Annotated in this window: 24 protein-coding genes and 1 pseudogene; 8 read left to right on the forward strand and 17 right to left on the reverse strand. The window is 57.0% G+C overall.

All coding sequences use genetic code 11. The features are described from left to right. The first annotated feature begins 97 nt into the window (after positions 1 to 97). A complete protein-coding gene (ppx, locus tag FJD38_RS09500) occupies positions 98 to 1,600 on the forward strand; it encodes an exopolyphosphatase (protein ID WP_122785344.1) in 1,503 nt (500 codons plus the stop codon). 156 nt (positions 1,601 to 1,756) lie between these two features. Here the strand turns inward: ppx and ppk1 are convergent, their stop codons facing one another. Next, complete coding sequence (ppk1, locus tag FJD38_RS09505; protein WP_122785345.1) at positions 1,757 to 3,994, reverse strand: polyphosphate kinase 1; 2,238 nt, start codon at positions 3,992 to 3,994, stop codon at positions 1,757 to 1,759. Positions 3,995 to 4,339: 345 nt separating this feature from the next. On the opposite strand from ppk1, the gene FJD38_RS09510 reads away from it, so the two are divergent. Beyond that, the gene (locus FJD38_RS09510; RefSeq protein ID WP_122785346.1) at positions 4,340 to 4,960 is read left to right on the forward strand and encodes a DedA family protein; all 621 of its coding nucleotides are present in this window, start codon (positions 4,340 to 4,342) and stop codon (positions 4,958 to 4,960) included. Positions 4,961 to 5,085: 125 nt separating this feature from the next. Beyond that, on the forward strand, positions 5,086 to 5,751 hold the full coding sequence (elbB, locus tag FJD38_RS09515) for an isoprenoid biosynthesis glyoxalase ElbB (RefSeq protein ID WP_122785347.1): 666 nt from the start codon (positions 5,086 to 5,088) through the stop codon (positions 5,749 to 5,751). Here the strand turns inward: elbB and FJD38_RS09520 are convergent, their stop codons facing one another. From FJD38_RS09520 to FJD38_RS09540, 5 genes are all read right to left on the reverse strand, one after another. Continuing rightward, entirely contained in the window at positions 5,752 to 6,204 is a 453-nt protein-coding gene (locus FJD38_RS09520; RefSeq protein WP_122785348.1) for a YaiI/YqxD family protein, read from the reverse strand. Positions 6,205 to 6,374: 170 nt separating this feature from the next. Continuing rightward, positions 6,375 to 8,273, reverse strand: coding sequence for an FTR1 family protein (locus tag FJD38_RS09525; protein ID WP_146385033.1), 1,899 nt, complete (start codon positions 8,271 to 8,273; stop codon positions 6,375 to 6,377). Between the two features lie 67 nt (positions 8,274 to 8,340). Next, complete coding sequence (locus FJD38_RS09530; protein ID WP_122785350.1) at positions 8,341 to 8,973, reverse strand: LysE family transporter; 633 nt, start codon at positions 8,971 to 8,973, stop codon at positions 8,341 to 8,343. A gap of 77 nt (positions 8,974 to 9,050) precedes the next feature. Continuing rightward, complete coding sequence (locus FJD38_RS09535; RefSeq protein WP_122785351.1) at positions 9,051 to 9,608, reverse strand: mechanosensitive ion channel family protein; 558 nt, start codon at positions 9,606 to 9,608, stop codon at positions 9,051 to 9,053. Further along, positions 9,608 to 11,518, reverse strand: a complete 1,911-nt coding sequence (locus FJD38_RS09540) for an ATP-binding cassette domain-containing protein (RefSeq protein ID WP_122785352.1) — start codon at positions 11,516 to 11,518, stop codon at positions 9,608 to 9,610. Before FJD38_RS09540 ends, FJD38_RS09535 begins: the two co-directional genes overlap by 1 nt. 50 nt (positions 11,519 to 11,568) lie before the next feature. Here FJD38_RS09540 and FJD38_RS09545 point away from each other — a divergent pair, with 50 nt between their 5' ends. Further along, positions 11,569 to 12,033 carry a TIGR02444 family protein gene (locus FJD38_RS09545; protein ID WP_122785353.1) on the forward strand — a complete coding sequence of 155 codons (465 nt, stop codon included), beginning with the start codon at positions 11,569 to 11,571 and terminating at the stop codon, positions 12,031 to 12,033. Here FJD38_RS09545 and FJD38_RS09550 read toward each other — a convergent pair. Then, a complete protein-coding gene (locus FJD38_RS09550; RefSeq protein ID WP_146385035.1) occupies positions 12,030 to 13,037 on the reverse strand; it encodes an AlgP family protein in 1,008 nt (335 codons plus the stop codon). The two genes, FJD38_RS09545 and FJD38_RS09550, sit on opposite strands and share 4 nt — an antisense overlap. Positions 13,038 to 13,284: 247 nt before the next feature. Here FJD38_RS09550 and FJD38_RS09555 point away from each other — a divergent pair, with 247 nt between their 5' ends. Continuing rightward, positions 13,285 to 13,950 (forward strand): FKBP-type peptidyl-prolyl cis-trans isomerase, encoded by a 666-nt coding sequence (locus FJD38_RS09555; RefSeq protein WP_146385037.1) that lies wholly within the window; start codon positions 13,285 to 13,287, stop codon positions 13,948 to 13,950. 57 nt (positions 13,951 to 14,007) lie between these two features. Here the strand turns inward: FJD38_RS09555 and rsd are convergent, their stop codons facing one another. The 8 genes and pseudogenes from rsd to FJD38_RS09600 all read right to left on the reverse strand — a co-directional run. Further along, the gene (gene rsd, locus FJD38_RS09560) at positions 14,008 to 14,487 is read right to left on the reverse strand and encodes a sigma D regulator (RefSeq protein ID WP_122785356.1); all 480 of its coding nucleotides are present in this window, start codon (positions 14,485 to 14,487) and stop codon (positions 14,008 to 14,010) included. A 213-nt stretch (positions 14,488 to 14,700) separates the two neighbouring features. Then, a complete protein-coding gene (locus FJD38_RS09570; protein WP_244302711.1) occupies positions 14,701 to 15,144 on the reverse strand; it encodes a disulfide bond formation protein B in 444 nt (147 codons plus the stop codon). A gap of 394 nt (positions 15,145 to 15,538) precedes the next feature. Beyond that, entirely contained in the window at positions 15,539 to 16,765 is a 1,227-nt protein-coding gene (locus FJD38_RS09575) for a heme biosynthesis protein HemY (protein WP_146385043.1), read from the reverse strand. Further along, positions 16,762 to 17,889, reverse strand: a complete 1,128-nt coding sequence (locus FJD38_RS09580) for a uroporphyrinogen-III C-methyltransferase (RefSeq protein WP_146385045.1) — start codon at positions 17,887 to 17,889, stop codon at positions 16,762 to 16,764. Before FJD38_RS09580 ends, FJD38_RS09575 begins: the two co-directional genes overlap by 4 nt. A 16-nt stretch (positions 17,890 to 17,905) precedes the next feature. Further along, entirely contained in the window at positions 17,906 to 18,673 is a 768-nt protein-coding gene (locus FJD38_RS09585) for a uroporphyrinogen-III synthase (RefSeq protein WP_146385047.1), read from the reverse strand. Then, on the reverse strand, positions 18,670 to 19,611 hold the full coding sequence (gene hemC / locus FJD38_RS09590; protein WP_122785362.1) for a hydroxymethylbilane synthase: 942 nt from the start codon (positions 19,609 to 19,611) through the stop codon (positions 18,670 to 18,672). The genes FJD38_RS09585 and hemC overlap by 4 nt, the downstream gene beginning before the upstream one ends. Before the next feature lie 104 nt (positions 19,612 to 19,715). Then, a complete protein-coding gene (locus FJD38_RS09595) occupies positions 19,716 to 20,462 on the reverse strand; it encodes a LytR/AlgR family response regulator transcription factor (RefSeq protein WP_122785363.1) in 747 nt (248 codons plus the stop codon). Continuing rightward, positions 20,459 to 20,575 (reverse strand): annotated as a pseudogene (locus tag FJD38_RS09600) (sensor histidine kinase); the annotation flags it as partial. The pseudogene FJD38_RS09600 and the gene FJD38_RS09595, both read right to left, overlap by 4 nt. 269 nt (positions 20,576 to 20,844) lie before the next feature. Here FJD38_RS09600 and argH point away from each other — a divergent pair. After that, positions 20,845 to 22,239, forward strand: coding sequence for an argininosuccinate lyase (argH, locus tag FJD38_RS09605; RefSeq protein WP_122785399.1), 1,395 nt, complete (start codon positions 20,845 to 20,847; stop codon positions 22,237 to 22,239). A 73-nt stretch (positions 22,240 to 22,312) separates the two neighbouring features. On the opposite strand, the gene FJD38_RS09610 is transcribed toward argH, so the two are convergent. Then, on the reverse strand, positions 22,313 to 22,972 hold the full coding sequence (locus FJD38_RS09610; RefSeq protein ID WP_122785364.1) for a glutathione S-transferase family protein: 660 nt from the start codon (positions 22,970 to 22,972) through the stop codon (positions 22,313 to 22,315). Between the two features lie 125 nt (positions 22,973 to 23,097). Between FJD38_RS09610 and FJD38_RS09615 the strand changes: the two genes are divergently transcribed. Continuing rightward, a complete protein-coding gene (locus FJD38_RS09615) occupies positions 23,098 to 23,382 on the forward strand; it encodes a hypothetical protein (RefSeq protein WP_146385049.1) in 285 nt (94 codons plus the stop codon). A 7-nt stretch (positions 23,383 to 23,389) separates the two neighbouring features. Here the strand turns inward: FJD38_RS09615 and dibA are convergent, their stop codons facing one another. Next, a complete protein-coding gene (gene dibA, locus FJD38_RS09620) occupies positions 23,390 to 25,312 on the reverse strand; it encodes a phosphodiesterase DibA (RefSeq protein ID WP_146385051.1) in 1,923 nt (640 codons plus the stop codon). Between the two features lie 148 nt (positions 25,313 to 25,460). On the opposite strand from dibA, the gene desA reads away from it, so the two are divergent. Beyond that, positions 25,461 to 26,645, forward strand: coding sequence for a delta-9 fatty acid desaturase DesA (desA, locus tag FJD38_RS09625; RefSeq protein ID WP_122785367.1), 1,185 nt, complete (start codon positions 25,461 to 25,463; stop codon positions 26,643 to 26,645). Positions 26,646 to 26,698 lie beyond the last annotated feature (53 nt).

Consider the following 26,698-nt stretch of genomic DNA (forward strand, 5'->3'; position numbering starts at 1 on the left):
GCTTACGTGTTCCATATCAACGCATCTGACACTACGCGTTGGCGCGAGCCTTTGATCGTGGCACGATGGCGACGTTATCGACCGAGACTTCTCAACTATGCCCCAATCCCAAGCCAAGAGTCCGCCCCTGATCGCCGCCATTGATCTGGGTTCCAACAGTTTTCATATGGTGGTGGCAAAAGCGCAGAACGGTGAAATCCGTATTCTCGAACGTCTGGGTGAAAAGGTTCAGTTAGCTGCGGGCATCGACGAAGAGCGCAAGCTCAACGAAGAATCCATGCAGCGCGGGCTTGATTGCCTGAAGCGTTTTGCCCAACTGATCAACGGCATGCCACTGGGTGCCGTGCGTATCGTGGGCACCAACGCCTTGCGTGAAGCCCGTAACCGTCATGAATTTATCGTGCGCGCCGAAGAAATCCTGGGCCATACCGTTGAAGTTATTTCCGGTCGCGAAGAAGCCCGTCTTATCTATTTGGGCGTGTCGCATACCCTTCCAGACACGCCGGGCAAACGCCTGGTCGCCGATATCGGCGGCGGCAGCACTGAATTCATTATTGGCCAGCGCTTCGAGCCACTGCTGCGCGAAAGCCTGCAAATGGGTTGCGTGAGTTTTACTCAGCGTTACTTTCGCGACGGCAAGATCACCCCGGCGCGGTACGCTCAGGCCTATACTGCGGCGCGCCTCGAAATCATGAGCATCGAAAACGCGCTGCACCGTTTGGGCTGGGATGAAGCCATCGGTTCTTCGGGCACCGTTCGGGCCATCGGGCTGGCAATCAAAGCGGGTGGGCACGGCAGTGGCGAAGTCAATGCTGAAGGCTTGAACTGGCTAAAACGCAAACTGTTCAAGCTGGGCGAAGTCGACAAAATCGACTTTGAAGGTATCAAACCGGATCGCCGGACTATTTTCCCGGCGGGCCTGGCCATTCTTGAAGCCATTTTCGACTCTCTTGAACTGCAACGCATGGACCACTGCGACGGCGCTCTGCGTGAAGGCGTGCTGTACGACCTGCTGGGTCGCCATCACCACGAAGACGTTCGTGAGCGCACCCTCAGCTCACTGATGGATCGTTATCACGTTGATCGCGAACAGGCGGCGCGGGTGGAAGCCAAAGCCCTGCGGGCTTTCGATCAAGTGGCCAAATCGTGGGACCTCAAGGACGGTGTGTGGCGTGAGCTGCTGAGTTGGGCAGCCAAAGTGCATGAGGTCGGTCTGGACATCGCCCATTACCACTACCACAAGCACGGCGCTTATCTGATCGAGCACTCCGACCTTGCCGGTTTCTCACGCGAAGACCAGCAAATGCTCGCGCTGCTGGTGCGCGGCCATCGACGTAACATTCCAAAAGATAAATTCGCCGAATTTGGCGAAGACGGCATCAAGCTGATTCGCCTGTGCGTGCTGCTGCGCTTTGCGATTCTGTTCTATCACATCCGGGGTAATCAGGAGGCGTCGCAAGTCAAACTGCGCGCCCACGGCGACCACCTTGAAGTGATATTCCCAGAGGGCTGGCTGGCACAAAATCCGCTGACTCAAGCCGACTTCGAGCAAGAAGCACAATGGCTGACCCGAGTCGGGATTGTGCTGACGGTGTCTTGAAAACCTGCGTCCCGTAGCAGCTGCCGAAGGCTGCGTCCGGCGGTGAAACCGCCGTAAAGCCTGATATCGCGGTGTTTCACATTCACCGGGACTTCAGGGATTACGAGCGCTTCGCACTCGGACGCAGCCTGCGGCAGCTGCTACGGAGCTGGGCCTTTACACCGACGGGCCGGTGCTGACCGTCAACACCGGCAGGCTCAAACGCTCAAGCAAGGTAGCCTGTGCGCTACGCGGGTTCTGATTGCCGGTCGGTGTGTTACGCACATAACGACCGTCGGACTGCAAAATCCAGCTGTGGGTGTTGTCCGTCAGGTAGCACTCCAGCTCCTTCTTAACCCGCAGGATCAGCTTTTTACCCTCGACCGGGAAGCACGTTTCCACGCGTTTATCGAGGTTGCGTTCCATCCAGTCAGCACTCGACAGGAACATTTGCTCCTCGCCGCCATTGAGGAAGTAGAACACCCGTGTGTGCTCCAGGAAGCGACCAATGATCGAGCGTACGTGGATATTGTGCGAAACGCCTGGAATCCCAGGTCGCAAGCAGCACATTCCACGCACAATCAGGTCAATTCTCACGCCCGACTGACTGGCTTTGTACAGCGCCCGAATGATTTTCGGGTCCGTCAACGAGTTGAACTTGGCAATGATGTGCGCAGGCTTGCCCTCCACCGCGAACTGCGTTTCGCGGGCGATCATGTCGAGCATGCCTTTTTTCAGGGTAAACGGCGCATGCAGCAGCTTTTTCATGCGTAACGTCTTACCCATCCCGATCAATTGGCTGAACAGCTTGCCAACGTCTTCGCACAGCGCATCGTCCGACGTCAGCAGGCTGTAGTCGGTGTAAAGCTTGGCGTTACCGGCGTGGTAGTTGCCCGTGCCCAAGTGCGCATAGCGGACGATTTCGCCCGCCTCACGACGCAAAATCAGCATCATCTTGGCGTGGGTTTTAAAACCGACCACACCGTAAATAACTACCGCACCGGCAGCCTGTAGACGGCTAGCCAGTTGCAGATTGGACTCTTCGTCGAAGCGCGCACGCAGCTCAACCACTGCCGTCACTTCTTTGCCGTTGCGCGCAGCATCAACCAGCGCATCAACAATTTCAGAGTTGGCGCCGCTTCGATAGAGCGTCTGGCGCACGGCCAGCACATGCGGATCTTTGGCCGCCTGACGCAACAAATCGACTACCGGGGTAAACGACTCAAATGGGTGGAGCAGCAAAATGTCCTGCTTGCTCACCACACTGAAAATGTTCTCACTGTTCTGCAACAGCTTGGGAATCGCAGGTGTAAATGGCGTGTATTGCAGTTCCGGGTGGCTATCCAGCCCGGTGATGCTGAACAGTCGTGTCAGGTTGACCGGGCCATTGACCGTATACAGCTCGGTTTCGTGCAGGTTGAACTGCTTGAGCAAGTAATCGGACAGATGTTTAGGGCACGTATCCGCCACTTCCAAACGCACGGCATCGCCGTAACGACGAGAGAACAACTCGCCACGCAGGGCGCGAGCCAGGTCCTCTACGTCTTCCGTGTCGACAGACAAGTCTGCGTTTCGGGTCAGTCGGAACTGATAGCAGCCCTTAACCTTCATGCCTTGGAACAGGTCATCGGCATGGGCATGAATCATCGACGACAGGAACACATAGTTGTCCCCCGTACCGCCAACCTCTTCAGGCACCTTGATCACTCGCGGCAACAAACGCGGTGCCGGGATAATCGCCAGGCCCGAATCACGGCCAAAGGCATCAATACCTTCAAGCTCAACAATGAAGTTAAGGCTTTTGTTAACCAGCAGCGGGAACGGGTGCGTCGGATCCAGGCCGATAGGGGTGATGATAGGTGCGATTTCGTCGCGGAAAAATTTGCGAACCCATGCTTTGATCTTGGTATTCCAGTGGCGCCGACGAATAAAGCGCACCTGATGTTTTTCGAGTTCAGGTAACAAGATGTCATTGAGGATCGCGTATTGGCGATCAACGTGACCGTGTACCAATTCACTGATCCGCGCCAGCGCTTGATGCGGCTGCAAGCCATCAGCGCCCGCCTGCTCACGGGCGAAGGTGATCTGTTTCTTCAGGCCTGCGACACGAATCTCAAAAAATTCATCCAGGTTGCTGGAGAAAATCAGCAGAAACTTCAGCCGTTCCAGTAAGGGATAGGACTCATCCAGCGCCTGTTCCAGCACGCGAATATTGAACTGCAATTGAGACAGTTCGCGATGGATATACAGGCTGCTGTCATCCAGGCTCGGAATGGCGATCACTGGGTGCGCCGCCGCAAGTGTTTCCGCCACCGCCGGAGCTTGGGTGTCCTGGGCGGCTGGCGTTTGCGGGGCCGGCTCAACCATAGGCTGGGCCTCGGTAGCAGCGATTTCTGTCAGTCCTTCGGTATTCATTGAATGTTCCTGTAAGAGCGGGTTGACTCTCGTAACAGTTAAGCGGCGCATGCGGTCAAGCTGCCAGAATGCCACCAACGCCGGTGGGTTTAAACCGCTCGAAGGTGCTTTGTGCGAGTCAGAGCCTGTTAGAGGACAATTTGTCGGTTTTGTTCGTGTTAAACACGCCCGCACCTGCGCGCGCCCTTTATACCGACGCACCATGAACACTAGATGACAACGCCTATGATGTAGGTCAAATAGTCATCATTTGTAGGAATTGTTAACAACAAGAGACCTTCCGAGACTTTCCTGAACGTGCCTTAAGGCGTAGGCTGCGCGTTCAATTTCGCCAGCTTCCAGACAATGCTCCAACAATTTCTTCAAGAATTTGGCTACTTCGCCCTGTTTCTGGGGACGTTCTTTGAAGGTGAGACCATTCTGGTTCTCGCAGGCTTCTTGGCGTTCCGCGGATACATGGACCTCAAACTGGTCATGATTGTGGCGTTCCTCGGCAGCTATGCCGGCGACCAGCTGTGGTATTTCCTGGGGCGTAAACACGGCCGCAAATTGTTGGCGCGCAAGCCGCGCTGGCAGCTGATGGGCGACAAGGCGCTGGAGCACATCCGCCGGCATCCCGACATCTGGGTACTGAGCTTCCGCTTCGTGTACGGCCTGCGCACGGTCATGCCTGTGGCCATTGGCCTGTCCGGCTATCCGCCGGGTCGCTATTTACTGCTCAACGGTATTGGCGCAGCCATCTGGGCCATCGCGCTGGCGACCGCGGCTTACCACTTCGGAGCAGTGCTTGAGGGCCTGCTGGGCAGCGTTAAAAAGTACGAGCTATGGGTGCTTGGCGCTCTGCTTCTGCTCGGTGTGTGCCTGTGGATACGCCGCCGCATCAAAAATGCCCGTATTGCAAAACAGACGGCTCTGGAAGAAAAAAACAAAGCCGCTGCAACCACTGACACCCCGCCTTCCGAATAGACCTGTCAACTCCCCCGGATGACACCGCCGCCTTGATGATGCAAGCGCTGGCGGTGTACAAAGCCCTATAGCTTCACGCGCCGAATCCGGCGACATTAGGGCCATGTCCAAAGGAGACCTCCCATATGACTCAGAAAAAAGTTGCCGTGATTCTCTCCGGTTGCGGTGTCTACGACGGCGCTGAAATTCATGAGAGCGTTATTACCTTGCTGCGCCTGGATCAACGCGGTGCCAAGGTTCAGTGCTTCGCACCCAACATTGCGCAACATCATGTGATTAACCACCTGACGGGCGAAGAAATGCCGGAGTCGCGCAACGTCCTGGTTGAGTCGGCGCGTATCGCCCGTGGGGATATCAAAGATATTAGCGAGGCCAATGTCGAAGAGTTCGACGCGTTGATCGTTCCGGGCGGCTTTGGTGCAGCCAAAAATCTGTCGAACTTCGCCTTCAAGGGCACCGAATGCGCCGTACAACCTGAGGTGCTGGCGCTGGCCGAAGCGTTTGCCGAAGCCGCAAAGCCGATTGGGTTGATGTGCATCTCACCTGCCATTGCCGCCAAAATCTATGGCCCGGGTGTGATTTGCACCATTGGCAAAGACGCCGACACAGCGGCTGCTATCAGCAAAATGGGCGGCGAGCATAAGGAGTGTGACGTGTCTGAAATCGTTGAAGACAGCGCTCGAAAACTCGTCAGCACACCCGCCTACATGCTCGCCAACTCCATTAGCGAAGCGGCTTCAGGCATCAACAAAATGGTCGACCGTGTACTGGAACTGACTCAACAGGAATAATCAGCCCCGCATCAGTCGGGTCAGAATCCGATCAAGTGAATTGGCGAACGCCTGTTTTTCGCGCTCGCCATAAGCCCCTTGCCCGCCGCCCATCTGGCCCTGTTCCCGCAGGTCGGTAAACAGGTTACGCACCGCCAACCGCTCACCCATGTTCTGCGGGTCAAACTCTTTGCCGCGAGGGTCCAGTGCCGCCACGCCTTTCTTTACCAAGCGGTCAGCCAGCGGCACATCGCTACAAATTACCAACTCACCGGGTACGGCATGCTCCACCAGATAGTCATCCGCTGCGTCGGGGCCGCTGGGCACCACGATCAGTTTGACCAGAGCGTACGTGGGCTTGACCTGGCTCTGACCTGCCACCAGCACCACTTCGAACTGGCGCTTGAGAGCGAACTTGATCACTTGATCCTTCGCAGCCTTTGGGCAAGCGTCTGCGTCGATCCAGACACGCATGGTGGGTACTCCTGATGTGATTAATGGGCCGACAACCGGCGTCCGTAGCAGCTGCCGAAGGCTGCGTCCGGCAGCAAAGCTGTCGTAAAGCCAGGGTCCTCGGTGTGCCGGGAAACCTGGAACTCAGGGTTTACGATCGCTACGCAATCGGACGTCGCCCCCGGCAACTGCTACGAGGCACTCACCCGGCGTCTTTCAGCCAGTTTGCTGCGCCCGAAGAGCACCGCAATTGCCGCCAGCGCCAATACTTGAGCGCCCAGCGAATAGGCGTCCGCATGAATACCCAGCCAATCAAATTCGAAGAACGCCACGGGCCGCGTGCCGAAAATACCGGCTTCTTGCAGGGCCTTCACTCCATGCCCCGCGAACACGACTGACAAGGCGCACAGCAATGCCGCATTGATGCCAAAAAACAGCGCCAGCGGCAATTTGGCTGAGCCGCGCAGAATGACCCAGGCCAGACCGACCAACAGCACTAATGCGGTTGCACCACCCGCGAGCACGGCATTGTGCCCGGCCGGGCCAGCTTGCAGCCACAGGGTTTCGTAAAACAGGATGACTTCAAACAGTTCTCGGTAAACCGAGAAGAACGCCAGAATGGCAAAGCCAAATCGACCGCCACCGCTGACCAGGCTGCTTTTTATGTAATCCTGCCACGCCGCGGCATGACGCCGGTCATGCATCCAAACACCCAGCCACAGCACCATGACGCTGGCGAACAAGGCGGTACAACCTTCGAGCAGCTCTCGCTGGGCACCACTGACGTCGATCACATAGGCAGCCAAGGCCCACGTTGCCAAACCCGCCACCAATGCCAAGGCCCAACCTGCGTTGACGCTGCGTACCGCAGATTGCTGACCCGTGTTGCGCAAGAATGCAAGAATCGCCGCCAGCACCAGAATCGCTTCCAGCCCTTCGCGCAGCAATATCAATAAACCGGAGATGTAGCTCAATGACCAGCTCAGGCCGTCGCTGCCCAACAATCCGGCCGACTCTTTAAGCAAGGCTTTAGCCGCCTGCAGGCGTTGCTCAACCTGTGCAATCGGCAGCCCGTCCTGCAACGATTGCCGATACGCCATCAGCGCTTTTTCCGTATTTTTGCGCACAGTGCTGTCAACGTTGTCCAGGGAGCTTTCAACCAGCTCAAAGCCTTCCAGATACGCGGCTACCGATAGGTCATACGCTTGCTCGTGATCACCTTCGCGGTAAGCGGCCAAGCTTTTGTCGAGGGTTGCTCCGGTGTAGTCCAGCAACTGCGCTGGACCACGTTTGACCTGCGGTGGCTGGGCCCGTTGGGCGCGGAAGGTTGCCGCCGCTTGCGGGCCTTCGGCTGCCAGCACTTCATTGGGTGTTTGACGGGCAAGGTCGGCAAGGTTGTAGGTTTTATCCGCTTTGGCCGCTGCCGGATCGGCACTCAACCCTGCGACATAGGTCGCCAGATCCCAGCGCTGGCGCTCGTCCAGTTGGTCGGCAAACGACGGCATGTCGGTGCCTTCAACGCCTAGGGTCAAGGTGTTGAAAATGGCGTAAAGACTCAGACGATCCAGACGCACCGCATCGCGCAGATTGGCGGGTGACGGTGTCATGCCGACGCTGGCCGGGCCATCGCCCGCACCGGTTTGGCCGTGGCATACCGAGCATTGCTGCGCATATAACGTCGCGCCACGAGCCGGGTCTGGGGTGATAACGGGTGCTTGGCTGACTTCGTAAGCCGCCGCCAGCTTGGCCCCTAGCTGACGCGCGGCGCGGGCCACACTGGTGCCATCGTCATGCCGCTCAATGGCGGCCTGCAATGCATTGACGCCCTGCACCAGCTCGGCATGCTCAGGGCGATCTGGCAAGTCGGCAATCAAGCCCTTGAGCACCGACAAGAATTCCAACTGCTCGCGATACTCGGTCTCGTCGATGACATTGCCATCTTCAACCGTCGGCGGATAGTCAGCCCCAATGTAGTCGATCAGGTGCAGCGCTTGTGAGGCGCCCTCGGGGGAGTTGGCAGATGCGTTAAAGCTGCACAACGCGAGCACTGGCACGATCAGCCAGGTCAAGAAACGCGAGCGGGCGGTCATGAATTGTTCCGGAATGGAAATGAGAAGTAACACATTGTTCACTTCCCATGACCGCGACTCAAGATTTTTAAGTGGTGGCGCGATGCAATGTCGCTAGAAAACCGGCTGCCCCCACGAACAAACCCGCAAAGGTGCGGTTCATTCGCCGTTGCTGTTTGGGGGTACGCAGCAAGCGCAGCACTTTGGAGGCCAGCCCGGTGTAGCCGGCCATGACAATCAGGTCAACGCAGATCATGGTCACGCCCAGGGTCAGGTATTGGCTCACCAAAGGCGCGTGCGGATCTACAAATTGAGGCAAGACCGCCAGCATGAAAACCAGGGCCTTGGGGTTGCTGACGTTAACCAGAAACCCGCGAAACATCAGTGCCAGGGGTTTGCCGATGGGGCGTATGGTGGTGTCATCGCTGAGGTCGGCGGGTAGCGCACGCCATTGCTTGACCGCGAGGTAGATGAGGTAGGCAACACCGAACCATTTGATCGCGTAGAACGCGGTGGATGACGCAGCGAGTATGGCCCCGACACCGGCGGCAACAATAGCAATTTGCAGGGCCAGCCCCAATTGCAGGCCCAGCGCGTTCCAGTAGCCCCGCAAGAAGCCGTATTGCAGACCGCAAGACATTGAGGCAATCGCCCCTGCCCCCGGCGACAGGCTGATTACCCAGCAGGCCGCGAAAAAAGCTAACCACGTTTCCAGCGACATATCGCACCCCGGACAATTGTTGTAACAAGTCCACTAAGCTAATGCGCCACTTGGGAAGAATCAACTGGGGTTCGGCGTTAGACGTCGCCTTCGCGCCAGCGGCGTACCGAGCGCTGGAAGAACAAACTGTTGGGAACCTGCACCATGCTGCTACCGCTGCCGGCCTCTACAGGTTCGACCAGAGTGGTATAGAGCAGATTGATGGCCACGACACGGCCTTTGACGCCCGGCTTGTCGAGGGTGTCGAGCAGCTCCACCACATCACCGATCCGGAAGGGCCCGACGGTGAAGATCAGCACAGCGCACAACAGGTTAGAGAGCACGCTCCACATCGCGAAGAAAGCTATCGCTGCCACGGCGACAAAGCCCGAAAGGGCTGTCCACAACACCGTGGCCGAAACACCGAGGCGTTCGAGCACGAAAATCAGTGCGCTGCCCATGATGAGCCAGCGCAACCCACCACGCAGCGGGATCAGCAGTTGCGGCGGCAACGGGTAACGCTCCCCCATACGGGTCAGGAAACGCGCCACCCCACGCTGCATGAAGTAACCCACCAGCAGGATCAGCAAGATCTGCACGCCAATCCACAGCGGTGCAATCATCTGCCCCGGTACAGACAAGCCTAGGGATTCCATCAGGACAGTGCCTCCAGCTCCGCTTGCAAGGTTTCAAGCAGCTCCAGCGCTTCCATCCAGCGCTCTTCGAGCTGGCCTTCAAGCACTTTGAGCTTGGCCTGTTCGGCCAGCAGCTCACGCAGTTCGTCTTTGCGAGCCGCTTCGTAAACACCGCTGTCGCCCAGACTGGTTTCGATCTTCGCGAGTTTTTCGTTGACCTTACCCAGCTCGCTTTCGAGCTTGTCGGCTTCGCGCTTGTGCGGGGCCAATTGTTGACGCAGCGCTGCCGCTGCCTGACGTTGAGCCTTTTTATCGGTCTTGTCAGGGTTGACCGGCGTATTGCTGGTCGGAGCATTGCGCAAGCGATAGTCGGCCAACCAACGGGCGTAGTCTTCGAGGTCGCCGTCGAATTCCTCAACCTTGCCGTCCGCCACCAACAGAAACTCGTCCGTAGTGCTTTTGAGCAAATGCCTGTCGTGAGAGACCACCAGTACCGCACCGCTGAACTCTTGCAAGGCCATGGTCAGTGCCAGACGCATTTCGAGATCAAGGTGGTTGGTCGGTTCGTCAAGCAGCAGCAGGTTAGGACGGCCCCAAGCAATGAGCGCCAAAGCCAGGCGGGCTTTCTCACCACCGGAGAAATTCAGGACAGGCTCGTCGATGCGTGCACCACGGAAGTCAAACCCACCGAGGAAGTCGCGCAGCGTTTGCTCACGCTCAGTGGGCGCCAGGCGTTGCATGTGCAGCAACGGGCTGGCTTTGGAGTCCAGTGAGTCCAGTTGATGCTGAGCAAAGTAGCCCACCACCAGGTTTTCACCACGGGCCAAACGGCCCGACAGCGGCTCCAACTCGCCAGCAAGGTTTTTGATCAGCGTCGATTTACCGGCACCGTTCGGCCCGAGCAAACCAATGCGCGCACCCGGAACCAGTTGCAGCTTGACCTTCTCAAGGATGGTTTTATCGCCATACCCCAAGCGTGCATCGGACAAGTCGAGCAGCGGGCTGGAGAGCTTCACCGCCTCGCGAAACACGAAGTCGAATGGCGAATCGACATGGGCAGCGCTCAGTTCTTCCATGCGCTCCAGGGCTTTGATCCGGCTTTGAGCCTGACGCGCCTTGGTCGCTTGAGCCTTGAAACGAGCAATGTAGCTTTCCATGTGCGCACGTTGCGCCTGCTGCTTTTCGTAGGCTTGCTGCTGCTGAGCCAGACGCTCGGCACGGGCACGTTCGAAGGCGCTGTAGCCGCCGCGATAGAGCGTAATTTTGCGCTGATCCACGTGGGCGATGTTATCGACCACGGCATCAAGGAAATCCCTGTCGTGGGAGATCAGCAGCAAGGTACCCGGGTAATTTTTAAGGAAGTCTTCAAGCCACAGAATGGCGTCGAGATCCAAGTGGTTGGTCGGTTCATCGAGCAGCAATAGATCCGACGGACACATCAGCGCTTGCGCCAGGTTCAGGCGCATCCGCCAGCCACCCGAAAAGTCAGCAACCGGACGGTCCATTTGCTCATTGGTGAAGCCCAACCCGGCCAGCATTTTGCGAGCGCGCGCATCGGCGGTGTAACCGTCGGCGCTGTCCAGCTCGGCATGCAGACGCGCCAGCGCGGCGCCGTCCTCTGCGGCTTCGGCTTTGGCCAGATCGGCTTGCACCTGGCGCAAGCGTTGATCGCCATCGAGCACATAGTCGACCGCAATGCGGTCGAGGGTGTCGATTTCTTGCCGCATGTGGGCAATCCGCCAGTCGGCAGGCAGCAGACAATCCCCGGAATCAGGCGTCAACTCACCCAGCAGCAAGGCGAACAAAGTGGATTTACCGGCGCCATTGGCGCCGACCAGACCGGCTTTGTGGCCGGCGTGCAGGGTCAGCTCGGCGTCTTCTAGCAGACGTTGCGGGCCACGCTGTAAAGTCAGGTTCTGAAGTCGGATCATAATGGCGGCGGAGTCTACCAGCTTCCCTCTCAACTGGCGCGAATTGCACTATGCAGAATGACCTGTGGAATTACTGTTTGAACCTTTATGCCCGGCCGGGTGTGGAGCACGCTTGTTTGCGCCTGCAAGACCAAGGCATGGATGTGTGCCTGTTGCTGTGTGCGGCATGGCTGCAACAGCGTGGCATCGCCTGCACTGAGGCCCGGATGGAGCAATTAAAGGATTGCGCCGAACCGTGGCAGCGCGAGGTGGTGCAACCGTTACGGCAATTGCGCACACAGTGGCGCGAAGCCTGCGCACAAGATGAAGCGCTGGCAGCGTTGCGCGTGCAGGTCAAAGCATTGGAGTTGGAGGCCGAACGAACGTTGTTGAGTCGCCTGGAGGCGTTGAGCCAGCAATGGCAGCGTGCTCAATCGCAAGACAACTGCGATTGGCCAGCAATGATGGCGGCCAGTATCGACCGCCCGGATTACGGCGCGCTGCAAACACTGCGCGCCGCAATCGACCCCGCTTAGGACGCGCTGGAAGGTGTTGCTGCTGGCGTAGCTGAATTAGCCGGGGATGTTGCAGGAGTGGTGGCTGCTGGCGCTGTAGCAGGTGCTGCAGGCGATTTAGCCGATGCACTTGCAGGCGCTGTAGTCGGCTTGGCCGCCGCGCTGGCAGGTTTGGCTGCCGCGGGTTTTTTAACAGCTGGCTTGGGAGCAGCTTTTACCGCTGGCTTGGCTGCAGGCTTGGCAGCTACCGCTGGTTTAGCGGCTGGCTTTGCTGCAACCGCAGGTTTAGCGGCTGGCTTGGCGGCTGGCTTAGCCGCGGCGGTTTTCGGCGCAGGCTTGGCAGTGGCTTTTACTGGCGCCTTAGCAGGTGCTTTGGCTGCTGCGGGTTTGGCAGCAGCCGTTTTAGCTGTACCAGGCTTGGCAGCAGGTTTGGCTGCAGCAGTTTTAGCCGCGGGCTTGGTCGCTGGGGCTTTGGCTGCAACCGGCTTGGCGGCGGGCTTGGCTACACGGGAAGCTGCCGGCTTTTGCGCGGGTGTTTTAGCAGCGGGCTTGGCGGCTGCTTTTGCCGGTGCCTTGGCAGGGGCTTTAGCCGCAGGTTTTTTAGCAGCCGATGCTGGCTTGGCGTCGCGAGTCGACAACGCTTTGCTTACCGCTTCTTTAACGCGGCCCACACCTTGAGCTAACTTCAGGCTTTCTTGAGCATCACGCTTGAGTTGTTGAATGTAATCGCGGGTTTCAGTCTGGCGCTCTTTGAGCGAATCAAGAAGCTGCTCAAGCTCTTTAACCGCAGACTTGGCCTTGGACTGAGCTTTGGACTTGCCTGCACGCGCAGCCTCTTGCAGCTTTTCACGCGACTTGTGCAATTTTTCCTGCGCTTTGCCGCGCTGCTTCTCAAGCTTGGCGAGCAATTTCTCAGCATCAGCCAACGCTTGGGAACAAGCGTTTTCCAAATGCTCAAGCAAGCTGCCTGAGAGCTGTTGGAGCAGGTGCAACGGCGTATTTACTGGCTTCTTTTTGGCCGACATGGTTTACCTCCTGGCTGAAGTGAGTGCGGCTCATACTAGACCTCTGTAGGAACCGCCGCTAGATCATCTTGACACTAACCATAGCTGTGGGTTGCATGCCGTCTAGAAACTTGTGCCGGATCCTTTTTAAATAATCAACGCGCGCAATTCTCAGGGGCCATCAGCGCGTTTGCCAGCCCCGAATAAATACACGTTTCTACGACGGTGCACTGGCATAATCCTGCGCACTTCAGCCCGGAGAGTGTCCATGGCGCGTTACCTTTTATTGACGTTACTGAGCCTCGCACCGTTGGCCCACGCGGCCTCGCCTCCTGGCCCTGACGCCGCCCACGACCTTGCTTACAGCCTGGGCGCCAGCCTCGGTGAGCGCTTGCGTGACGAGGTTCCTGATTTGCAGATCCAGGCATTGATCGAGGGTCTGCGCACGGCGTATCAAGGCAAACAGCTGGCATTGAGTGATGAGCGCATCGAAGCGATTCTGACTGAGCATCAGGCAAACGCGGAAAACACGAGTACGGCACCACGCAGTGAAATCGCCTTGGCCTCAGAGCGTGATTTTTTAGCGATAGAGAAACGCAAGACGAATGCGCGAGAGCTGTCAGAAGGCGTCATTGTGACGGAGTTAAAACCCGGCACGGGCGCCAAGCCGGGTGCGCAGGATTCTGTGTATGTGAACTATGTAGGCCATCTACCAGACGGCACCGTGTTCGATCAAAGCACCCAGCCCCAATGGTTTCGCCTGGACAGCGTTATTGCAGGATGGCGCAGTGCGCTGGTACAGATGCCGGTAGGGGCAAAGTGGCGACTGGTGATTGCATCCAGTCAGGCTTACGGCGCTACGGGAGCCGGGGATTTAATTGCGCCCTATACACCGCTGGTGTTTGAAGTCGAATTGCTCGACAGCAGAAACTGATACCCGGAGAACGAAAAACGGCGCGCCCAGCGCACCGTTTTTTTACAGCCCCAAGACTCAGGCCTGTATTGCTTCAACTTCTTTTTGTTTGTGCGCGTTGTGCAGCACTTCGATCAGGCAGTCTTCGAGTTCAAAACGCTCATCCAGCAAGGCGCCGAGTTTTTTGAAATGGGCGGCAAGTTTGTCGCAAGCAGGGTTGTGGGCGTTTCCACAGCGCTCATGGAAGGCTAAGGCCGCCTCTGTGCTGACTGCAATTCGCGGATAAATACTCTGGGCAAACTGCAGTGCCCGAACATCATTGAATGCTTTGGCTTCTTCAGCCAGCTCTGCATAAATTTCAAAATGGCCTGCGGAAACGTAGTCCACCAAAATCACACAAAAATCTTTTTGGGGCTTCCGCTTGGGGTTTGAGCTCTTTTGCTCAAGCTTGACAGCCTCATACGCCTCGATAAGTTGTTCTCGCTCTGCAAGCCAGCGATCAATCAGCTTATGGACGCCATTGAAACGTTCCTGAGCATTCTTGCAACTCTCGAGCATGACGATCTCTCTTCCCTTGTGGGCTTAGGCCGCCTGGCGATGGCCAAGCCTGTCTGAGCCCAAATGTGCAAAGCGCACCTGGTTTGGGCGGCATATTTCCAATAATGCGTTCGGGCCAGATTATGCCCGCACGGCGACGTCTTCAAGGTACGCACGAGAGAAAGTTCATACAAGCGTTTAATCTGGACTGCTACGCCACGTCGCATGCTCGGGTCATTCGCGGTAAGAAAGCGCTCGAATAATTTGATAACCACTCAGCACAGTTAAACCGGCAAATGCCAGCAAGCTCAGTTCAGCCACGCGCAGATCGAATACGCTCCAGTGAGTCTGCACACACGCATCACTGCCCCGGTAGATTGTCGACACAACTTCGGAGAGCGGTAGATTGAGCCATATCGCGCCAAGACCGGGCTGACAAAACATAAGTTGCTCGGGGGCAAGCCCTTGTAACAGCACCTGCCTCACAGCACTGCCAGCGCCTCCTAGCGCCAACACGGTGGACACAATGGCGTAGGCCTTCATGCCATTACATTGTGGCCTGTGGATAAATGCTGCCAGGTTGACAATGCACAAGCCCAACAAGAAATACCGCTGGATCTGACATAGCAGGCACGGCTCAAACCCCAGCCCATATTCCAGAAATAAAGAGGCACCCATGACGAGAGCGCCAAGAAGGAAAACAAGCAGAAAAATGAAACGTGAGCAGGCCAAAAACATGGCTTTTCCGTAACAAAATTGGTAGCTGGCTACGGTAGATGAAAGCCATTGGCCCTTTCAAGATGGCTCGCTGGCGAACCGTCTTTAAGGTTGTAGGGAATAACAAACAGATCTTGCAGGCATGATGCTATTAACCTGTAGGAAATAACTTCACGCGTCATTTGGTGCCTGTTTTACACCTGTTGCGGTATCACTTCCTGCACTTAACCTTCGCTCTAAGCTAAGACTTTGTAGGAGACAGTGAACGGGAGAGCGGCTGTAAAAATAGCCTCCGCTCACCGCGTTCATTTATCGCTTGAAGCAATCCTGGCTGGGCTCAATTACCGGAAGCGTTTTAGGCCGGCAGCGGCAACGCCAGCAAGCGCTCATCCAGCATATTCAAGCCTTCCTGAAACAACTGGTTGCTGCGCCCCGTATCACCCAGCTGGGCCAGTAAGCGCGCCAACTCTGCGCAGGTCTCAGGATTACGCTCAATCTTCAGGCTACTTTCAAAGTAGTCACGCGCCTTGCCCCACAAACTGTTTTGCAAACACAGACGACCCAACGTCAGCAGCAAACTGGCGTCACCGGGATGCGCCTTCAGCCACCCTTCGGCCGTCTGCAACTGTTTCACCGGGTCACTGCCACGAAGCAGGCCATACAGGCGCACAAGGTGGCTGTCATAGTTGCGCTTGAGAGCGCCACGCAACACCTCTTCTGCCTCGGCTTGAGCACCCAGCTGACGCAATTGTTCGGCATAAGCCAGCACCAGTGCAGGCTCCTGACGCTGGGCCGATGTCAGTTGTTGCCACGCACGCTGCAAGGCTTTAAGCCCCGCCTCGCCTTCTGTTTCACGCTGCGCAGCCAGGCTCAGGTTTTGACCCCAGGCGCGACGCTCCAGCTCGGCCAGCTCATTTGCGGGCAGCACTTTGTCTTTGCGCAATTCGGGCAACAAGCGGATCAAGGCCGCCCAATCACCGCGCTGCTGGTGCAAACGCTGCAACTGGCGGAGCACTTGCACGTTGTGTGGATGACGCTCGTGCATGGCCTGTAAAGTGACCAGCGCACCTTCTGTGTCGGCACGGTCGACTTGCAACTGGGCATGGCTCAAGGCAATCGCCAGTTCGGCTTGAGGCTGGCGCTCAAGCGCACGTTCCAGCAAGCGGTCGCTTTCTTCATAGCGCCCTAGCTCATTGGCAGCCCTGGCGGCACCAAGGTAGTAAAGCAATGGCTGGCGCTCAGCTTCGGCAGCTCGAGCGAGGTGTTTTTGCGCACTGGCCCAACGGCCCTCGGCGAGGTCCATCTGGCCTTGCTCGATAGCGATTTGCACGCGACGGCTACGGTTACGTCGCGACCAGGGATTGACCAGCCCGGTCGACGTGGTCAGCAGTTCGACCAGCAGCTTGATGCCCCAGACCAGCAGCCAAAGCACCATCACCAGTGCCAAGGTCGCCCACAGGCTGGATTCGTAACGGAAGCTTTTGTAGGCAATCAGCACATAACCCGAGTCCTCGGCGATTGCCAGGCCGATGCACGCCGCCGCTGCGATCAACAAAAACACAATCACATAGAAACGTCTCATGGGCTGGTCTCCTGCGCAGGATTGCCAGCCGCCTTGCCCGGCTCGTCAGCAGAAACGTGGCGACGCTCCAGATAGGCCTGCACGGCGCTCAAGGTGCCGGCGAGGTCGGGGGTTTGTACCGTGACAGGCTGTTTGCTCAGCGCCACCACCTGCTCTAGCAACTTCTTACTTTGCGCGTTATCCGAGTTGAAATTATTTTTAAGCACGTCTTCGGCTTGCGCCAGCGCCTGGGTATAAACCGGCTCCTGAGCATTGAGGGCTGCCCACTGCGCCTGTTCCAGCGCCAGACTCAGGGCAAGGCGTACTTGAGTCAGGCTCTGACCGGCCAAGAGTGGTCGTACATTTTTATCCGCGTTGAAGTCGATACGGATGTAATGCGAAATCTCATCCCACCACTGCGCCCAACGACTCGCGCCATCGCCATCAGCTGTGAGGCCCAACAGAGAGTCGCCCGTATCCTTGAAGGACGGTGCCAGCGCATTGAGCTGTGCCACCTGGTCACGCAAGGCGGCCAACTGCAGGAACAGGCCTGTGCGATCGGGTTGTTCTACGCTGCGCAGGGCGGTAAGGGTTTTGGCCAATTGCTCACGGGCAGCGAATGACCCGGGATCATTCTGCTCGCGCAGAATATCGTCAGCGCCCTGCACCAGCGCTTGCGCACTGCTGATGTCTTGCAGGGCTGACAAGCGCAGGCTGGCCAGGCGCAGCAAATGTTCGGCCTCGGCCAAGCGCCAATCCTTGCGGCTTGCACCCAATACGGTTTCAAGACGCTGGTTCAAGCGCTGTTGATCACCTTGCAACTGCACAACCAATTGGCGCTGGTTATCCAGCTCATTGGCAGACGGCAACTGATTGAGGCGCGTCAGCAGTTGTTGCTCTCCCTGCTTGATCGACAGCGTTTGCGCCGCCAGCGCCGGTACTTCGCTTAACTGCTGCTCGGTGGCGACTTGCAGATGACGCACCTGCCACACCCCCCAACCGCCGACGGCAACGCCAGCGGCACCGAGCAACAGCGCCACCACGGCCAGACCATTGCCCCGCCGCTCGGAGCGCGTATCGGGCTTTTGAGCCGGCGCTTGAGGCGCGGGCTGCACGGATTCTTTTGGCAAGACTGTTTCGCTCACGTATCCATCCTTTGCATTAGAAAGCAGGTACGGGATGTTCCCGTAACGCCGCCAGCAAAGCCGTGGCACTGGCACCACGACAATCCACAACGTTTAGCGCCCCGGCATTTCGCGCCATTTGCGCAACCCGAGGGCTTGGAACAAACAACGGTAAACTTGCCAGTTGCGGCCAGGCATCGCCTGCCAATTGGCATAAATGTTCGAAACCCTGCCCACTGCTGACCACCAGACCGTTCAGGCGTTCCACTTTCACGCGTTCCACCAGCGCGGCTGGCGGGTAGGAAGGCAGCTCGCGACGGTACAGCTCAAGGTAGTCGAGTTGTGCACCCAGGTCTCGTAAACGCTCGGCCAGCATCTCTCGCCCACCCTCGCCGCGCAAAATCAGAACCCTTGGGTTATCGCAGGCAACAGCCTGACTGAACGCAGGCAATGCCAACAAGGCCTCACTGTCATCCGCGCTTTGAGGGTAGCTAACATCGAGACCATGGTCGGTGAGAATCTGCGCGGTCGCGGCTCCCACACTGAACCACTTCTGGGCGGGGGGCTGTGGCCAATACTGGCTGACCAGAGCAAGGCCCAGCCGCGCTGCGGGTTTGCTGACGACAATGACCGCGCAATAGCGATCAAGCTGAGCGATCAGCGCCCGCTGCGCGTCAGTCAATACCAACGGCTGGATGTTCAGCAGCGGCAAGCTGCTGCTGTAAACACCCACACTGGACAACTCACACGCCAGCGCTGCCGACTCCTCTGCGGGCCGGGTCAGCAACAAGCGCCAACCTGTCACTCGTGACCTGCCTCACCGTAAACAGCTTTCAGGATCGCGCCGGCACCTTGATCCAGCAACGCTTCAGCCACCTCGATCCCAAGTTCTGTTGCAGCGCTATGGGGCCCGCGTGCCTGAGCCGTCAGAAGCATGCTGCCATTGGGGTCGCCCACAAGGCCTCGCAACCAGATTTGATCGCCTTCGAGCACGGCATAACAGGCAATAGGCACCTGACAGCCGCCATTCAAATGCTTGTTCAATGCGCGCTCGGCCGTCACACGCACCGCGGTGTCGGCATGATGCAAAGGCGCTAGCAAGGCATGAATGTCACTGTCGGCACTGCGGCACTCAATACCCACCGCGCCTTGGCCGCCGGCCGGCAAGCTGTCATCGATACTGATCGCGCAGGTGATGCGGTCTTCAAAGCCGAGGCGAATCAAACCTGCAGCCGCAAGAATGATGGCGTCGTATTCACCCGCGTCCAGTTTGGCCAGACGGGTATTAACGTTGCCACGCAAAAAACGGATATTCAGGTCGGGTCGACGGGTCAACAACTGGGCCTGTCGACGCAGGCTCGATGTGCCGACCACGCTGCCTTCTGGCAAGGCATCAAGCGTGGCGTAGGTCGTGGAGACAAAAGCATCGCGCGGGTCTTCACGTTCGCAGATACAGAACAAGCCCAAGCCTTCAGGGAAGTCCATCGGCACGTCTTTCATGGAGTGCACGGCGATATCTGCTTCGTTTTCGAGCAATGCGGTTTCGAGCTCTTTCACGAACAGACCCTTGCCGCCGATTTTCGACAGCGGAGAGTCCAGCAACTTGTCGCCACGGCTGACCATAGGAACCAGCGTCACCAAAAGACCTGGGTGAGCGTGCTCCAAGCGGGCTTTGACATACTCGGCCTGCCACAGAGCCAGGGCGCTTTTACGGGTAGCGATGCGGATTTCGCGAGAGGACATGGATCAATCCGTACTGAATAGATACGGCTGATAATAACAGCTCAGCCAAAACAGCTTTGACTTGTATCAGAAAGTACGTGGCCTCCCTGGCCCGCTGACCGGCCCTAAAGCTGCTGCATCATTTTGCGAACCCCGGCTACATGACGTCTGCTGACAATCAACGCATCACCATTGAGCCCACGCAGATAGAGCTGGAAATGCCCTAACGGCGTACGTTGAAGGCGCTCGATACGGTTGCGTGCCACCAGCGCATTGCGATGAATACGCACAAAACGTTCGCCGAATTCGTCCTCAAGGGATTTGAGAGGCTCATCAAGCAAGACTTCGCCGCCTTCGTGACGCAACGTCACGTATTTATGATCGGCGATGAAGTAGATCACTTGTTCGATGGGAATCAGCTCGATTCCTTTGCGGGTTCGGGCACTGATATGACTTCGCGGACCGCTGCCCGATTGCGCGGCAGGCCGGGTCAGCGCAGCTAGCTGGCTTCGATTGGGCCGATGCGCCTCTTTCAATGCTGCGCTCAATGCCTCGGCACTGATCGGCTTGAGCACATAGCTGAGCCCGCTCTCCTGCAAAGCTTGCAGCGAGAACTCGTCAGGGGCGACGCAAAAGACAACCGAAGGGGGCAGCTCGCGCTCGCATAATTTGGCAGCAACCTGCAAGCCGTCGAGGCCTGGGAGACCAATGTCGAGTAACACGACATCCGGCTTGAGGCTTTCGATCAGGCTCAATGCCTCTTCGCCATTAGTGGCGGTGGGTTCCAGCAATGTATGGCCACCAAGCGTGCCAACTAATCGGCTCAAATGCTCGCGGGCCAGGGTTTCGTCATCAACGATCAGGACATTCATATAGCGCTGTATTCCTGCGTGAGTCTCGCACAAGGATAGCGTAGACAGGTGAAGTGACGACTGTCACGGCGATCCACGCTAAGACTAGCGCGAAGGCCAAAAAGTGCCGCAACATCGCAGCAAAATTCACCTGTGTCTGTTGCTCGGTTTATTACCGAATCAGTTTAGTCATTGATAAAGACCTGCAAAGACTGATCCATATGACCAACTGTAGACGGTTGCCAAGACGAATGGGGGTAATCCGTCAATTTCGTTGCTGTATTTTTTATAACCCACTTCATACAAAAGGTTACCGACGTACGTCAACGTCAGCGCTGGCAACCCTGTTATGATCTGCAGCAACTTTTTGTGTAACTTTCCTCAGCCGATTACGAGCGAATTCATGAGCACCGACAAGACCAATCAGTCCTGGGGCGGCCGCTTCAGTGAACCCGTCGACGCCTTCGTTGCGCGCTTCACTGCTTCCGTCACTTTTGACCAGCGCCTTTACCGTCACGACATCATGGGCTCCGTGGCTCACGCCACGATGTTGGCCAAAGTCGGCGTGCTAACCGATGCCGAGCGCGACAGCATCATCGAAGGCTTGAAAACCATCCAGAGCGAAATCGAAGCCGGCACGTTTGACTGGCGTATCGACCTGGAAGACGTGCACATGAATATCGAAGCGCGCCTGACCGACCGCATTGGTGTGACCGGTAAAAAACTGCACACCGGTCGCAGCCGTAACGATCAGGTCGCCACCGATATTCGCCTGTGGCTACGTGACGAAATTGACGTGATCCTGGCTGAAATTACCCGTTTGCAGAAAGGCCTGCTGGAGCAGGCCGAACGCGAAGCCGAGACCATCATGCCCGGCTTTACACACCTGCAAACCGCACAGCCAGTGACATTTGGTCATCACATGCTGGCGTGGTTCGAAATGCTCAGCCGCGATTATGAGCGTCTGGTCGACTGCCGCAAGCGCACCAATCGTATGCCTCTGGGCAGTGCCGCACTGGCAGGCACCACTTACCCGATCGACCGCGAATTCACGGCGCAGCTGCTGGGTTTTGACGCCGTGGGCGGTAACTCGCTGGACAACGTGTCGGACCGCGACTTCGCCATCGAATTCTGCGCCGCAGCCAGCATTGCGATGATGCACTTGTCGCGCTTCTCTGAAGAGCTGGTGTTGTGGACCAGTGCGCAGTTCCAGTTTATCGACCTGCCTGATCGCTTCTGCACCGGCAGCTCGATCATGCCGCAAAAGAAAAACCCGGACGTCCCGGAACTGGTACGCGGTAAAAGCGGCCGTGTATTTGGCGCGCTGATGGGCCTGTTGACCCTGATGAAAGGCCAGCCACTGGCCTACAACAAGGACAATCAGGAAGACAAAGAGCCGTTGTTCGACGCGGCTGACACCCTACGCGATTCGCTGCGTGCCTTTGCCGACATGATCCCGGCGATCAAGCCCAAGCACGCCATGATGCGCGAAGCGGCGTTGCGCGGGTTCTCGACAGCTACTGACCTAGCCGATTATCTGGTGCGTCGAGGCCTGCCGTTCCGTGACTGCCACGAGATTGTTGGCCACGCGGTGAAGTACGGCGTTGAAACGGGCAAAGACCTGGCTGAAATGAGCTTGGAAGAATTGCGCCAGTTCAGCGATCAGATCGAAGACGACGTGTTTGCCGTGCTGACCCTCGAAGGCTCGGTCAACGCCCGTAATCACATTGGCGGCACCGCGCCTGCGCAAGTGAAAGCGGCTGTAGCCCGTGGCAAGGCGTTGCTGGCTAACCGCTAAGCTCGTTTACCTTGCAGCAAAAAAACGGGCACTTTATGTGCCCGTTTTTTTTACCCAGCGCTTAAGCCAAGCTTTATTTCTTGCTACTGATCCAGGCCAGAAACTGCGGCATGACCGCTTCTTTATCCGCAGCGATTTTCTGCACGTGCGGGTTTTGCTCAAGTTGTTCGAGCAACGCCTTGGCCCCCGGCAGATCGGCCAGCAAGTCCAGGCCAAACAATTTATGCCCGACCGCACACGCCAGACTGACGCTGTAAAGGAAGTAAATATCCGCCAGGCTCAGCGTCTCACCCGCCACGAAGGGTGAGAATTTTCCGTGGCGACCTAGCGAAGCAATACCTTCAAGCAACTCAGTACGGGCTTTAGTTTTGATTGCCTCAGGGACCGTCATGCCGAAGAATGCCTCCGAGTACAACGCACGGGCAGGCAACTCGATATACAGCTCTATTTCTTTGGCGAGCGCCAGCACTTGAGCGCGCTCGAAAGGATCCGTCGGTAACAGCTTTGGACCCGATTGTGTCTGCTCGATGTACTCAAGGATCACACTGGTTTCGTTGATAAAACCTTGCTCGACACCCAACACAGGGACTTTGCCACGCGGGCTGATGGTCAACGTTTGAGGTGCAGAACCTGGAAAGAAGGGGACTTCTTCGAAAGCAACGCCCTTTTCCAGCAGCGCCAGTTTGACCATGTTGTAGTAATTGCTGACTGCGAATCCATAAAGCTTAAGCATTGCAAAGCCTCCAGGCCGTGTTGGGGTTGGCAGCAGCTGTTATAGAGGTTCGCCGCTAAGCTGGCTAGCAGCATCACTGAGCTGAATGCCGTTAGACTGCCACCCTTTACTTAAGGAGCCTGCCCATGAGCGAGCCAACCGATATCGACACCGACGAAGAAGAATTCGCAGAAGATACCCTGACTCAAGCGATTGAAAACCAGATTGAAAGCGACAACCCCCCTGCCGCTAAAGCCACGTTCAATAAGCTGACTTTGGTTGGCTACGAGCGCGACGAAATTTTGAGCATGATGGCGCATGTGCTTGCCGTGGAGATTGACGCGCTCCTCGAAGAAGACCGCGCCTTTGATTCGCAATGGTACGAAACAGCCCTTCGCGAGCTGCCGACCCTGCCGCCCGAGAAGAACTGAATCCGGCTTAGCCGTGAATCGCTGGAGCTCGCTGCCAGTCCAGTTCGCTGGCCGGCATCGGGCGTCCAAACCAGTAGCCTTGGCCCAGATCACACGTGAGGTCGTGCAGGAATTGCGCCTGCTCGACTTGCTCGATCCCTTCTGCCTGCACATGCAAGCCCATGCTTTGAGACAGTGCGATGACCGCGCGAACAATCGCCACGTCGTCATTGTCTGCCGGTAGCCCGGCGACAAATCCCTGATCGATCTTGAGCTTCTGCACAGGTAACTGCTTGAGCCGTAGCAAAGACGAAAAACCCGTTCCGAAATCATCAATGGCCAGTCGCAACCCCAAGGTTCGCAGGCGATGCATTTGCTCCAGCGCGGCCTGTGAATCGTCCATCACGGCACTTTCCGTGACTTCCAGTTCCAACAGCGCCGGATCCAGCCCTGTATCGGCCAGCACGGTAGATACCAGCGTGAACAATTCAGGACGAGCAAACAAACGGCTGGAGATATTAACGGCCACAAATGACAACTCGACGCCAGCGCATTGCCACTGGCCCATTTGCCAGCAGGCTTGCTCCAACACCCACGCGTCAATTTCGGCAATCAGACCGGTACGTTCGGCGATCGGAATGAATTCGCCCGGCGATATCAAACCTCGCACCGGATGCTGCCAGCGCACCAGCGCCTCAACGCCAATCAGACGGCTGGTCTTGAGGTCGTGCACCGGCTGGTAATACACACGCAGCTCTTGCTGCTCCAGTGCCCGGCGTAAATCGCTGGCCACTTCTACCCGGTATTGTGCGTGAGTGGTCAGCTCTTCGGTGTAGAGGGCATAACCCTCGCGGCCCGTTTTTTTGGCCTTATACAACGCCGAGTCGGCATTGCGCAGTAATTGCTCGGCGTTCAAAGCGTCACGAGGGAATACGCTGATGCCGACGCTGGCGCTGATAAATAGCTGATGCTTCTCAACCTCAAAGACCCCTTTCATCACCTCCAGCACCTTCTGCGCAGCCAACGCCGCCTCAGCCGTGCGCGAGCAATTGTCGACCAATACGGCAAATTCATCGCCACCCAATCGGGCCACGGTGAAACCTTTACCGAATAGACGCTGCAAACGGTCAGCGACCCTCTTGAGCAGCAAGTCACCGATGTTATGGCCCAGGCTGTCATTGACGATTTTAAAGTGATCAAGATCGATCAGCAGCAGCGCGCACCCCGAGGAGTGCCGTAGCGCCGAGGCTAACGCCTGTTCAGTGCGATCGGTAAACAACAGTCGATTGGGCAAGTCAGTCAGCGCGTCGTGGTGGGCCAACCGAGTCAATTCAGTCTGGGATTTTTTTATGGCCGAAATATCCGTGAACACCGCGACATAGTGAGTTACTAGCCCTTCACCATCAGTAATCGCACGGACGGTTTGCCACTGCGGATACACTTCGCCATCTTTGCGACGGTTCCAGATCTCACCGCTCCAGTCACCGTTTTCTTGTAGTGACTTAAACACCGCCTGATAGAACTCGGGGCCATGACGACCCGACTTGAACATATTGGGGCGGTGGCCCAACACTTCGTCGGCGGTATAGCCGGTGATTTCAACCAGAGCACGGTTCACATGCACAATCGTGCCCCGGCAGTCGGTGACCAACACGCCTTCACGGGTGCAATCGAACACCACGGCCGCTTGGCGCAGGCGCTCCCGATCTTGACGTTGATGCTTCAAGCGGGCGCCCACACCCATAAAACTCAACAGCCGTGCGCGGGCAATAAAAATTAATACGGCACTGAAAAACGCCCAAAAATAACCGTTGATCCGTTGCCACTGGGCCAATTGGCTCCAATCATCGAAATAACTGTTCAATAAATGATCAGATATTTGCAGCCAGAAAACCGATAACAGCCCGTACAACAAAGCCGCACGCAAAGCATCACGATATGAAACCGACATAAGAAAGTTAAAGAACCTACAAAAAAAGAGGAATTATAGTGTAAGAAACATCTGAATACTCTTATCTGAAAGGTCGACTGGTTTTATCTGGCAGCAAGGGGATAATGCGCGTTGCAATTTTTTTATCTTCCCGAGGGCCAAACAGCCTATGTGGTACAACGGTTTTCTTGACTTGTCAGCCTGGCAACTGGTTGCGGTCACCCTGTTGATGACCCACGTGACCATTATTGGGGTCACGGTTTATCTGCACCGCTATTCAGCGCACCGCTCTTTGGAGCTTAACGGTGGCCTGAAACACTTCTTCCGCTTCTGGCTGTGGCTAACCACTGCGCAGAATACCCGCGAGTGGACTGCCATCCACCGTAAGCACCACGCAAAATGCGAAACCGTAGATGACCCGCATAGCCCGGTCATCAAGGGGTTATCGACCGTTTTGCGCAAAGGTGCAGAGCTGTACCGCGAAGAGGCACAAAACGCGGAAACACTGCGTATTTACGGTAAGAACTGCCCTGAAGACTGGATAGAACGGAATCTGTATTCGCGCTACAAATTGCTGGGCGTGGGCATCATGCTGGCCATTGACCTGCTCTTGTTCGGCGCCATCGGCCTGACCATCTGGGCGATCCAGATGATGTGGATCCCGGTGTGGGCTGCAGGCGTGGTCAATGGTCTGGGCCATGCCGTGGGTTACCGCAACTTTGAGTGCCGCGACGCGGCGACCAATCTGGTGCCGTGGGGCATCATCATTGGCGGTGAAGAGCTGCACAACAACCACCACACCTACCCCAACTCGGCCAAGATGTCGGTCAAGAAATGGGAATTCGACCTGGGCTGGGCGTGGATCAAGGTGTTCAGCTTTTTAGGTCTGGCCAAGGTTCAACGCGTTGCGCCCATTGCTCACCGGGTTGAAGGTAAGGGCAATCTGGACATGGACACCGCCATGGCGATCCTGAACAACCGGTTCCAGATCATGGCGCAGTACCGCAAGTTAGTGATTGCCCCCTTGGTGCAGCAAGAGCTGGCCAAGGTTGATCATTCGGTTCGCCACCAGTTCCGTCGCGCCAAGCGCTTGCTTTCGCGTGAGACCAGCCTGCTTGAAGATCGTCATCACCAGCGTATCGAAAGCCTGCTGGAGCACAGCCAGTCGCTGAAAGTGATTTACGAAAAGCGCCTGGCCCTGCAGCAGATCTGGGTCAAGACCAGCACCAACGGTCACGACATGCTGGCCGCTATCAAAGAGTGGGTACATGAGGCAGAAGCCAGCGGGATTCAGTCGTTGCGCGAGTTTGCCAATCAATTGAAGACGTACTCATTGCGTCCCGCTAAAGCGTAGAGGCTACTACCCTCACCCCAACCCTCTCCCAAAGGGAGAGGGGGCTGGTTCAG

It is taken from the genome of Pseudomonas saxonica (assembly GCF_007858365.1).
GTDB lineage: Bacteria > Pseudomonadota > Gammaproteobacteria > Pseudomonadales > Pseudomonadaceae > Aquipseudomonas > Aquipseudomonas saxonica.